Source organism: Staphylococcus simiae (assembly GCF_002902085.1).
In the GTDB taxonomy this organism is placed as follows: Bacteria; Bacillota; Bacilli; order Staphylococcales; family Staphylococcaceae; genus Staphylococcus; species Staphylococcus simiae.
Genome location: NZ_PPQR01000125.1, coordinates 1 through 243, shown reverse-complemented (window position 1 = coordinate 243; position 243 = coordinate 1). Strand labels below are relative to the sequence as shown.

Genomic DNA, 243 nt, shown 5'->3' with positions numbered 1-243 from the left:
TATCCGGTATTAGCTCCGGTTTCCCGAAGTTATCCCAGTCTTATAGGTAGGTTATCCACGTGTTACTCACCCGTCCGCCGCTAACATCAGAGAAGCAAGCTTCTCATCTGTTCGCTCGACTTGCATGTATTAGGCACGCCGCCAGCGTTCATCCTGAGCCAGGATCAAACTCTCCATAAAAATTTATGATGTTTGATTAGCTCATAATACTAAATAATGTTTGTAACTTAATGTTACGTTTTT

1 rRNA gene is annotated in these 243 nt (G+C 42.4%); it reads right to left on the bottom strand.

The features are described from left to right. Nucleotides 1–180, bottom strand: a 16S ribosomal RNA gene (locus CD113_RS11580); the annotation flags it as partial. Between the last annotated feature and the right edge of the window lie 63 nt (nucleotides 181–243).